The organism is Streptomyces boluensis (assembly GCF_009908195.1).
GTDB classification, from domain to species: Bacteria; Actinomycetota; Actinomycetes; order Streptomycetales; family Streptomycetaceae; genus Streptomyces; species Streptomyces boluensis.
This window is the reverse complement of the sequence record NZ_JAAAHS010000256.1, coordinates 1-11,233: the sequence shown is the minus strand read 5'-3', so window position 1 is coordinate 11,233 and position 11,233 is coordinate 1. Positions and strand designations below refer to the sequence as shown.

The 11,233-nt window shown below is 73.4% G+C and carries 6 protein-coding genes; 4 read left to right on the top strand and 2 right to left on the bottom strand.

All coding sequences use genetic code 11. The features are described from left to right. Positions 1-124: 124 nt before the first annotated feature. From GUY60_RS26215 to GUY60_RS26200, 4 genes are read left to right on the top strand one after another with little or no spacing between them, the layout of a single operon-like run. Entirely contained in the window at positions 125-2,251 is a 2,127-nt protein-coding gene (locus tag GUY60_RS26215) for a serine/threonine-protein kinase (protein ID WP_161702077.1), read from the top strand. A gap of 50 nt (positions 2,252-2,301) precedes the next feature. Continuing rightward, a complete protein-coding gene (locus GUY60_RS26210) occupies positions 2,302-3,384 on the top strand; it encodes a protein kinase family protein (protein WP_161702075.1) in 1,083 nt (360 codons plus the stop codon). A gap of 6 nt (positions 3,385-3,390) precedes the next feature. Continuing rightward, complete coding sequence (locus GUY60_RS26205) at positions 3,391-5,703, top strand: serine/threonine-protein kinase (RefSeq protein ID WP_161702073.1); 2,313 nt, start codon at positions 3,391-3,393, stop codon at positions 5,701-5,703. Continuing rightward, positions 5,696-7,903 carry a serine/threonine-protein kinase gene (locus GUY60_RS26200; protein ID WP_161702071.1) on the top strand — a complete coding sequence of 736 codons (2,208 nt, stop codon included), beginning with the start codon at positions 5,696-5,698 and terminating at the stop codon, positions 7,901-7,903. The genes GUY60_RS26205 and GUY60_RS26200 overlap by 8 nt, the downstream gene beginning before the upstream one ends. 181 nt (positions 7,904-8,084) lie before the next feature. Here GUY60_RS26200 and GUY60_RS26195 read toward each other — a convergent pair whose 3' ends face one another. Beyond that, positions 8,085-10,412 carry a xanthine dehydrogenase family protein molybdopterin-binding subunit gene (locus GUY60_RS26195; protein WP_161702069.1) on the bottom strand — a complete coding sequence of 776 codons (2,328 nt, stop codon included), beginning with the start codon at positions 10,410-10,412 and terminating at the stop codon, positions 8,085-8,087. After that, positions 10,409-11,233: (2Fe-2S)-binding protein (locus tag GUY60_RS26190; protein ID WP_161702067.1), on the bottom strand; the 825-nt coding region annotated here is incomplete at its 5' end. The genes GUY60_RS26190 and GUY60_RS26195, both read right to left, overlap by 4 nt.

The following is an 11,233-nucleotide window of genomic DNA, read 5'->3' as shown; positions in this document are numbered from 1 at the left end:
GTGGGGGGGGCGGAGGCAGGGGCCGGCAGCGGAGGTTGAGTACGCTCGTCCTGTCCTGCACAGACCAAGGGGGAGATTTGCGCATGACACACCTGGACCCTGCCCACATACCCGTCCGAGTCTCGTGAGGCCCCTGGGCGCCGGTGACCCGCTGCGCCTCGGCCCGTACCGGCTGCTCGGCGTCCTCGGCGAGGGCGGGATGGGCAAGGTGTACTTCGGGCAGGAGACCCAGGGCGGCACCGCCGCGGTCAAGGTACTCAAGCCCGAGCTGGCCGGAAACCACAACCTCGCCCAGCGGTTCGTCCGCGAGGCCCGCATGGCGCAGGCCGTCACCAGCGCGGGTGTCGCGCAGGTACTGGGCGCCCGGACGGAGGGCGGGCGGCCGTGGATCGCGATCGAATTCCTCACCGGCCCCACCCTTGAGCAGGCGGTACGGTCCTTCGGCCCCCTGGACGACCCCTCCCTGCGCGCCCTCGCGGCCTCGGTGGCGGCCACCCTCGGAGAGATCCATGCCGCGGGCCTGATCCACCGTGACTTGAAGCCCGACAACATCGTCCTGACGTCGGAGGGTCCGCGCGTCATCGACTTCGGCATCGCGCGCCCGGAGCACGGCCTGACGCTCACCACCACCGGCCAGGTCCCGGTCACGCCGGGCTACGGTGCGCCGGAACAGGCCCTGGGCCGCCGGGTGGGACCGGCCGCCGATGTCTTCTCGCTCGGCGCGGTACTCGCGTACGCGGCGTCCGGGCAGCGGGCCTTCGAGGGCGGCCATGTGGCCGCCGTGCAGTACGAGGTGGTGCACGGTGAGCCGCAACTGGCCGGAATCAGCGAGGAGTTGCGCAGGCTCATCACTCCCTGCCTGGCCAAGGATCCAGCGGCCCGACCGGCACCGGCCGAGCTCGTCACCGCCTTCGCTCCGCCGCCGCACGGTGCGGAACGCGCCTGGACCCACGGGTCACTGGCCGAGGACATCAAGGAACGGGAGCGGTCGGTCCACGAGCTGACGACGGTTGTCTCCGGTTCCGGTGGCGCGTCCCACTCCGGACTCTCCCGACGGCGCCTGATCACCGCGCTCGCGGCCGGCGGGACCCTCGTCGCGGGTGGTGGCGGCGCTGGGGCCTGGTGGCTGCGGGAACGTGCCGAGGAACGCGAGCTGGCGCAGGCGCGGAGCGCACGCCGCCGGCAGCGCCTCTTCGCGGTGCCACCCGCCGCCGAGACGCCGAAGGCGCGGAGCGTGACCCTCGTCGAGGGCCAACCACCCGAACCCCTATGGGAGTTGCCGTCCGCGCTCGACAAGGCGAAGGGGGATCTGCTGCCCGTACGGGACGTCCTCGTCGTCGCCGACCCGAAGGGTGGCCTCACCGCGCACGACGTCACGAACGGCCGAGTTCGCTGGAGAACGGACAAGGCGAAGGCGTCCAGCGGGTACGTCGCTCTGTCGGACGCGCTGATCGCCGCCCTGGACTCCGAGGGCGGACTCGTCACCTTCGTCGCCGCCACCGGAGAGCCGCGCTGGACGGCCCCGGCCGACGGGCGGAAGATCCTGGCCGCGGACAGCACGGCCGTCTACGTCCTCACCAAGGACGGCCGGATACGGAGCATCGCGCGCGGCGACGCCGGGGTGTTGTGGACCACCCGCGTCAAGCAGACGGACAAGGACACCGAGTGGTGGCCGGGGGCCGCGGGCCGGAGCCGTCTCATCCTCGCCACCAAACAGGGCTACGTCGCCGCGCTCGACTCCGCTTCCGGGCGCCAGGTGTGGGACATCGTCGGGCAGGCCTCCGCCGACGAGACGGCGATCAGCCCGGTCATCACCGGAGACGTCGCCTGCGTCAACGGCCACACACTCACCGCCCGGCGGCTCTCCGACGGCAAGGAACTATGGGCCAAGAGCCCGGTCGTGGACGGCAAGACCATGCCCGCGGGCCCACCCTGCCTGCACGACGGGACGGTGTACGCGACGCAGGGGCCGTATCTGACGGGATACGACCCGAGCAGCGGGGAAGAGCGCTGGAAGGCGCCCGAGTCGTACCACATGTACAGCCCGGTGGCCGTGCAGGGCGACGGGGTGTACGCCTTCCGCAGCGACGAGGACAGCCTCAGCCTCTCCGCCTACACCCACGAGCGCCGCCGTGGGGCATGGACCCTGCCGCTGCCCGACGAGCTCGGGCCGCACGGGCTGCGGGGGGACGGCAACCGCGTCTTCGTCCGGGACATCACCCGGCTCATCGCCCTGCCCGCTTTCGCCTGAGCACCACATCACCGACCACAAGCCGCATCGCACGGAACGGGGAGCCGCACATGGAACACCTACGCCCGGACGACCCGGAGCAGATCGGCCCGTACACCGTCCTCGCCCGGCTCGACCCGACCGACGGGCCGCGCCCGTCGGGTGAGCTGCGCTACGTCGCCCGCACGCCGGACGGCCTGCGCACGGTTCTGGCCGTCGTGCCCCGGCCCGGCACCGACCCGGTCCGCTGGGCGATCGAGGCGGAGGGGGCCCGGCGCCTCTCCCTGCCCGAGCCCCCGCCCGGACTCGCGCCGGTCACCGAGACCGGAGGTACGGCGAACGCCCCCTGGTACGCCCACCCGTACCTGCCGGTGCTACCGCTCCCGGAGGCACTCGCCCGGTACGGCGGACCACTGCCCGAGCCGGTCGTGCGCGCGCTGGGTGCGGCGCTCGCCACCACCCTCGCGACGGTCCATGCCGAGGGCTTCACACATGCGGGACTGTCGGCCACCGCCGTGCTCCTGGGCGCCGAAGGCCCGCTGCTCACCTCCTACGGCGCCGTGCGCACCGCCGCCCCGGACGGCGAACAGCGCATCGACGTACCGGGGTTGGACCCGGGCTGCGTGGCGCCGGAGCAGGCCCAGGGCGGGCGGCCACGGCCGTCGGGGGACGTCTTCGCTCTCGGCGCGGTGCTCGCGTACGCGGCTTGCGGCCACACCGTCCCGGAGCGCGAGGAACTGCCCGCAGGGCTGCGCTCGTTGATCACCGCCTGCCTGTCGCGGGACCCGGCCAAGCGCCCCGCCGTCGATGAGGTCAGGCAGACATTGGCGGGACGTGCGCCGGTCGCCACCCTTGTGGACGGCGCGTCCGGCACCGCCACGGCAGACGCCCTGACCCTGGCGTTCGGGTCCCCGGGCGTTTCGGCCGACACGACGACCCTCCCGTTCGGCACCGCGGCCACCCCGGCGGACACGGCGACGGTCGGGTTCGGTCTCGCCGCGGCCGGCCCGCACGGCGACGTCGGCGACGGCTCGTACCCGAGCACCGGTGCCGGGCCGTTCCCGCTGCCCGCCGGCCTGGTCGAGGCCCTCGTCCGCGATGCGGCAGCGCTCCTGGCCACCGAACTCCCCGTCCCCACAAGCGCTCTGGACTGACCTCTGATGTTCTCGCCACTCGCCCACGACGACCCGGAGCAGCTCGGGGCCTACCGTCCACTGGCCCGCCTGGGCAGCGGCGGCATGGGCACGGTGTTTCTGGCGCGCTCGGACCGGGGCCGTACCGCTGCCGTGAAGACGATGCACGCCGGCCTCGCCGACGACCCGACCTACCGCACCCGGTTCCGCCTGGAGGTGGACGCGGCCCGGGTCATCGGTGGTGTCCACGGCGCCGAGGTCTTCGACGCCGACCCGCTCGCCCCGACTCCGTGGATGGCGACCGAGTACGTCCTCGGGCCGCCTCTCGAGGACGCCGTGGAGCTGGCCGGACCGCTGCCCGAACCCTTGGTGCGCGCGCTCGGCGCCCGGCTCTGTACGGCCCTTGCCCAACTGCACCGCTCGGACGTCGTGCACCGCGATCTGAAGCCGTCCAACATCATGGTCACGGTCGACGGCCCGAAGGTCATCGACTTCGGCATCGCCCGTGCCATCGGCGACGAGCGCCTGACGAGCACGGGCGCCGCGGCCGGCACGCCTGCCTTCATGTCCCCGGAACAGGCCACCGGGCAGGAACACACGTCGGCGGGCGACGTGTTCGCCCTCGCCGGGGTGCTCAGCTACGCGTCCTGCGGATCCGGCCCGTTCGGATCCGGCCAGACGGCCGACCTGCTCTACCGGGTCCGCTACGCCGAGCCGGACCTCACCGGCGTACCCGAGGGGCTGCGGCCGGTTCTGCTCCAGTGTCTGCACAAGGACCCGCAGGAACGCCCGGACACCACCGCACTCGCCGCCCAACTGGGCGACCCGGCCGTAGCGATGGCGAATGATACGGGCCAACTCGCCGAAGCCGCCGGTCAGTTCACGAGCCACCTCCCGGCGGCTCTGCTCGCCGAGATCGGCCGCCGCGCGACCGAGGTCTGGCGCGTGACCGGGGACCGCACCACGGACACCACCCGCCTGCCCGAACCCGCCGAGACGCGGCCCGGACCGTCCGGCCTGTCCCGCAGGCGGCTGCTGGTCGCGGGCGGCGGCTCGGCGCTCGGGCTCGCCGCGGTCTCAGCGGGAACGTGGGCCTGGCTGGGCCGTCACGGGCCGTGGGACGACAGCGGGCCCGCCGGTCCCGCCACCCCGGCCGCCCCGTCGCCGAGTGCGTCGCTGCCGCCGAGGACCCCGTACAAGTGGAAGGTCGACCTCTCCCCCGCGCCGGGACTCATCGTGCCGCCCGCCCTGCTGGACCTCGGCGGCGATCAGCTGGCCGTGGCGGACGGCAGGCGGGTACGGGTCATCGAAACGGAACGGGGCCACGTCAAGGTGGCGTCGGTCGGCACCGCACCCCCGCACCGCTGCACCACCCAGGGCAAGTCGGGCGGCCTGCTCTACCTCAGCGAGACCGCCCGGGGCGACGACGGTCCGCTCACCCTGAGGACCATCAACCTCTACGGCAGCGATCTGGAGCCGGAACCGGTCGAAGTCAAGGGGTACAACGGCAGCCTGACGCCGACCCAGTTGATCTGCGCGGAGGACGACGAGGGCGACGGCACCGTCTTCCTCTGCGCGGGCCAGGGACGGCGCCCCACTAGCGGCTTCGGCTTCACCGAGGAGCAGAAGTGGTACCTGCTCGCCGTCGACGCCGCGAAGGGCAAGGTCCGCTGGCGGGTACGGCTGCCACGCCGCCCCGCCTCCTCCCGACGGCTCCACTTCCTCGCCGCGCAGGCCGTCGACAACCACCTGGTGCTGCTGCAGGAAACGGCCGCGGGCGGCGTCCTGCTCTCCGTACGTGACCTGCGCACCGGCAAGCCACGCTGGGATCAGCCACTGCCCGGCGCGGCCCCCGGCGCCCTGCGCGGCCGGCTCGAGGTGGAGCCCTCTTACGAACAGGTCTACCCTCCGGCCGGGCCGTCGCGGGCACTGCGCCTGAGCGACGGGAAGGAGGAGTGGAGATACGGGTCCGGGAACTCCCGCCGGACAGGTCCCCCGGCGCTGACGAAGGGCACCGGCGACTCCGGCGTGTGCGTCGTCGAGGAGGGAACCGGCCTGGTGAAGATCGACCCAGGCACGGGCGAGGTGCTCTGGCGGGAACAGGGCGGCCCGCCACCCACCGCCGATGATCTGGCCACCCCGCCCCTCACCGGGGCCGAGTACATCTACCGCAGGAGCGGTAAGGCGTTCCTCGCCCTGGACACCGACTCGGGACTGCGGGCGAAACGCGGGCTCAACCTCTCCGGCGACCACTTCTCCGTCCACGAGTCGGTCACCGACTACGGCAGCCGCATCCTCGCGCTCGGCGGGGACTCGCTCGCGGGATACCCCATTGACTGACCGGAAGCGCGAAGAGAGCAGCCTCACCATGAACCCTCTCGGCACGGCCGACCCGGTGCAGCTGGGCCCTTACCGGCTGCACAGCCTCCTCGGCACGGGCACGACAGGACCGGTGTACTTCGGCCGGGACGACTCCGGCGGCACCGCGGCGGTGAAGCTGATCCGCGCGGAACTCGCCGAGGACCGGGCCTTCGCCGAGCACGTCGTGAGCGGCGCCCTGGCGGCCCGGCCGGTCCTGGCCACAGGGGTCGCACGGGTCCTCGAAACGGGCACGGAGGGTGAACAGCCCTGGGTCGCCGCCGAGTTCGTGGCAGGCCCGACGCTCGAGCAGGCCGTCAGGTCGTACGGCCCGCTGCCCGAGCCGGCCGTGCGCACCCTGGCTGGGGCACTCGCCCGCACTTTGGACGACATCCACGCGGCGGGCCTGCTCCACCACGACCTCAAGCCGGCCGGTGTCGTCCTCACCTCCGAGGGCCCGCGCATCGTGGGCTTCGGTACCGCACGCCCGGGGCGCCGACTCGCGCTGACCGCCACGGACTCCCTTCCGGTCGCGGCCGGCTACGGCGCACCGGAACAGATCCTCGGACAGCTGACGGGACCTGCCGCTGACGTGTTCGCCCTGGGGGCGGTGCTCGCGTACGCGGCGAGCGGTAGCCCGGCGTTCCCCGGCGACCACGCACCGGCTGTGCTCCACGAGACGGTCAACGGCGAGCCCCGACTCGACGACGTACCGGCCGAGTTGCGGATCCTCGTGACCCGCTGCCTGGCCAAAGACCCGCATGCCCGGCCCTCCCTGGCGGACGTGGAGGCGGCGGCCGTCCCGATGCCCCTGGAGGCGTCCCCGGCACCGTCTCCGGAACCTTCGCCGACGACCACCGAAACCTCCTGGCTGCCCGCCCCGCTGGCCGCCTACGTCACCCGGCGCGAGCACACCGATCACACCGCCGGCGACCCCTCCGTCGGGGCCGTCCCGAACTCCGGCACCGAGCGCCCCACCTGGTCGCGGAGGAAGCTCCTCGCCACTCTCGCCGCCGGTGCCGGCGTCACGGCCGTCGCCGGCACCGGGGGCTGGTGGCTGCTCGACCGTCACCGCGAGCAGGCGGCGTTCGCCCTTCCTCCCGCGGCGAAGACCCCGACCGCACGCCGCCGCCCCAAGCCCGAGGACTCCAACGGCCTGGAGGGCCAGAAGATCACCCCGCTCTGGGGCCCGTCCCGGCTCATCTCCGCCGACCCGATCGCGCCCCTGCTCGTACGCGATGTCATCGTCCTCGGCGCCAAGGACGGCGGCATCGCAGCCCACAGCGTCGTGGACGGCAAGCGGCGCTGGACCGCACCCGGAGCAGACCGCGGGGCGAACTACCTCTCCCTCTCGGACTCCCTGGTCGCCGCCGCCGACGACAACGGCACGCTGCGCACCTACGTAGCAGCCACCGGCGAGCCTCGCTGGACCGCCAAGGCCGACGTGGCCACACTGCTCGCCGCGGACGAGGACGCGGTGTATGTCGTCACGGACCAGGGCCGCCTGCGTAGCATCGGCCGCTCCGACGCCCGGATCCGCTGGACGGTGCGCGTCTCCGGCGAGCTCCGCACCGAACGGCCGCCGTTGGGCGTGGCAGCGAACGGCCGGCTGCTCGTCGCCACCGCGTCCGGTGACGTCTTCGCCGTGCACACGGCCGACGGCCGGAAGGCATGGCGCCTCGACGGGCAGTCCATCGCCGAAGAGACCATCCGCCCAGCGGTGGCCGACGGGACCGTGTACCTCAACGGCCACTCCCTGACCGCCCGTCGCCTCGAGGACGGCAAGGAACTCTGGAACGCCCAGGTCGGCCCCAGCACGCGCACCAAGGATCTGAGGATCTGGGGGAAGCCGACGATCCACAAGAACGCCGTCTACGCCACCCACGGCGTGGACGCGTCCGCGCTCGACCTCCGCGACGGCACGCAGGTGTGGAACGACCGCAGACCAGGCAGCGCGGGCAGCCCGCTGATCGCGCAGGGCCGCGGCATCTGGAGCTACTCCGCTGACGACTTCAGCGGCGAGGACCGGCTCGGCCTCGTGCAGGCCGTGGACCCGAGCGCCTTCAACACACCTGTCTGGGAATTCGACTTGAAGCACAAGGGCAAGCACTGGCTCATGGCGGGCGGCAACCGCGTCTTCGTCGTGGACGGCCCGATGCTGACGGCGCTGCCGGTGTTCTGAGAGGGCCTCTCGCCCACATCGAGGAGGAACCTGAGCAAGGAACCCAACCCGGCTTGCGCATACGCCAGTTGGCGATCACGACTCGGTGCCACCAGCACAACAGCCGAGGTGCGGATCACTGCCGCTCCGCGCGAGCGCGAAGCCCACGGGTGCCTCGCCCGGACCCGGCCTGGAAGCCCCGTCACTCCTGAACCACAGCCGCCTGCCCCCGAATAGGCAACCGGTTCACCGTCCGCCCCGTAGCCGCCCGTACCGCGCCCGCGACCGCTGCCGGGGTCGTGACGACCGGGATCGCCGAGGCGGCCTTCGCGCCGAAGGGGGCTACTACGTCGCGTTCCTCCACCAGCTTCACGATGCGGATGTCGGGGGCGTCGAGGGAGGTCGGGAGGGCGTAGCCGGTGAGGTCGGGGTGGCGGACGAGGCCCTTCGGTGTGCGGAGGTTCTCCGTGAGGGCCGCGCCGATGCCCTGGGTGACGCCGGCCTCGATGCGGGCCGTCAGCTGGGCCGGGTTGAGGACGCGGCCGACGTCCTGCGCGACGGCGAGTTCGACGACGCGGACCGAGCCCAGCTCCACGTCCACGTCCACCACCGCGCGGATCGCGGCGAAGGCGAGGCCGACGAACGCGTCGCCCTGGCCCGTGTCGTCCAGCGGTTCCGTGGGGTGCGGGCGGCACTGCGCCGTGGCCCAGAGTTCCTTGCCGTCCATGGCCTCGGTGACGGTCGTCGAGAGGACACCGTCGTACGACGTGATCTTGCCGTCGGTGATCTGGAGCAGCTCCGTGGACATGCCGAACTTGGCCGCCAGGGGCTGGAGGAGTTGCGTACGGACCATCTTGGCCGCGCGTTCCACCGCGCCGCCCGAAACCCACGTGTGGCGGCCTCGGCAGGCGGGGCCCGCGGGGGGCTGGTCGGTGTCGACGGAGGCCACGTGGACCTCGTCGATGCCCAGGGTCTCCTGCACGATCTGCCGGGCGAGGGTCGAGAAACCCTGGCCCGTGTCGACCGCCGCGCAGATCACCGTGGCCGTGCCGTCCTGGACCTTGACCGTCGCCGTCGACACCTCGTCGGCGCCCTCCGCGCCCAGCATGTGCACCATGCCGAGGGCGTAGCCGACGCCTCTGCGGATCGCGCCGGGTTCGCCCGCGCCCTCCGGGCCGCCGGGGAGCAGCCACTCCTCCTCCGGGGTGTCCTTGGGGAGCGGCGGCAGCGGGAAGTCCCTTACGGAGCGCAGGAGTTCGGCCACCGGGGCCGGGCACGTGACCGTCTGGCCGGTCGGCAGGATGTCGCCGGTCGCCATGACGTTGCGCATCCGCAGCTCGGCCGGGTCGACGCCCAGTTTCGCCGCCAGCTTGTCCATCTGGGCCTCGTACGCCGCGCACACCTGCATCGCGCCCTCGCCCCGCACATGGCCGGACGGCGGGTTGTTGGTGCGTACCGCCCAGCCCTCGATGAAGGCGTGCGGGACCACGTACGGGCCGCAGGCGAAGGAGACCGCGGCGGCGAGGGACTCGGACGAGGCGTCGGCGTACGCGCCCGCGTCCAGGAGGATCTGGGCCTCCACCTTGACCAGGCGGCCCTCGGCGTCCGCGTGGTGGCGGTAGCGGAGCAGCGTGGGGTGGCGGTGGGCGTGGCCGAGGAAGGACTCCTCGCGGGTCGCGGTGAGCTTGACCGGGCAGCCGGTCCTCAACGCCAGGAGGCCGAGCGGGAGTTGGAAGCCCGGGTCCTCGCGGTCCGCCGTCGCGCCGGGGACGCCGGTGACGACGACCTTCACGCGGTCCGGGTCGAGGCCGTAGCAGGCGGCGGCCAGGTCGCGGTCGGTGTGCGGGTCGGTGGAGGCGACGTAGAGCTCCACACCGCCGTCCGGACGCGGCACGGCGAGGCCCGCCTCGGCGCCGATGGGCGCGGGGTCCTGGCGGCCGATGCGGTACAGCCCCTCGACGACGAGGTCGCCCGCGACCTCCGGGTCGCCGTAGCGGAGCGGGATGTGCCGGATCAAGTTGCCGTCGGGGTGCAGGGGTTCGGCGGCGAAGGCCTGCTCGGGGTCGGTGATCGGGTCGAGTACCTCGTACTCCACCTGGATCGCGGCCGCGGCCATCCGTGCCGTGTCGGGGTGGTCGGCGGCCACAGCCGCGATGGGTTCGCCGTGGTGGCGCACCACATCCGAGGCGAAGACGGGACGGTCGTGTACGCGCCGTCCGTGCGCGGCGTCGCCGGGGATGTCCGCGGCGGTGACGACGGCGCGTACGCCGGGCATCGCCGCGGCCTGCGCGGTGTCGACGGAGAGGATGCGGGCGTGCGGGTGCGGCGAGCGCAACAGCGCGGCCCAGAGCAGCCCTTCGGCCCACAGGTCGGAGGCGTACGGGAAGGTGCCCTCCGTCTTCGCCTGCGCGTCCGCGGGCATGAGCGAGGTGCCCAGGCCGTGCGAGGGCTGCGGCGCGGCGGAGGGGCTCGCGGGGGTGGCAGAGCCGCCAGGGGGGCTGGTCGCCGTGGCGGCCGCTTCGTTGCTCACGCCGCTCCTCCGTCATGCGGGTCGTTCCAGTTGTCGTTCCGGCCGTCGTTCCAGGTGTCGTTCCGGCCGTCGTACCGGTCGTCCCGGTCGGCGAACTGCGGGTCGTACGGGGCGGCCTGGGGCGGCAGGTGCGAGGCGTTGACGCTGCCCGCGCCGGGCGGCGCCTGGTGCGGGATACGGGCGGTGTCTTCCGGCCGGGCCACGGCCGCACCGTCGGCGAGGTCGGCGGGGGCGGCGGCCTGCTCCACGGGGGCGTCGGCCGCGGCGGACGCCTGGCGCTCGGCCACCACGTCACGCACGGCGTCCAGGACGCCCCGGTAGCCGGAGCAGCGGCAGAGGTTGCCGCAGAGCGCCTGCCGGGTCTCCTGCTCGCTCGGCGCCGGGTTGCCCTCGAGCAGGTCGTGCACGGTCATCGCCATGCCGGGGATGCAGAAGCCGCACTGCACGGCGGAACCGCACGCCAACGCCCGCTGTACGTCCGAGGGTTGGCCGTCGGCGGCGAGCCCTTCGACGGTACGGACCTCGCTGCCCGCGGTGGTCGCCGCGGGCACCAGGCAGGAGGCGACGAGGCGGCCGTCCACCTGCACCGCGCACGCCCCGCACTCACCCTGCGAGCAGCCGTCCTTGGCCCCGGCGAGGCCGAGGCGCTCACGCAGGACGTAGAGCAGCGACTCCCCGATCCACGCGTCGGTGACGGGCCGGTCGGCGCCGTTCACCCGCAGGACGTACGAGGTGAGGGGGTGCTCGTCGTGCAGGGCACCCGGCTGGATGGGGGTGCTGTCAGGGGTGGTTTCGGGGGCGCCGTCGGGGATGCCTTCGGG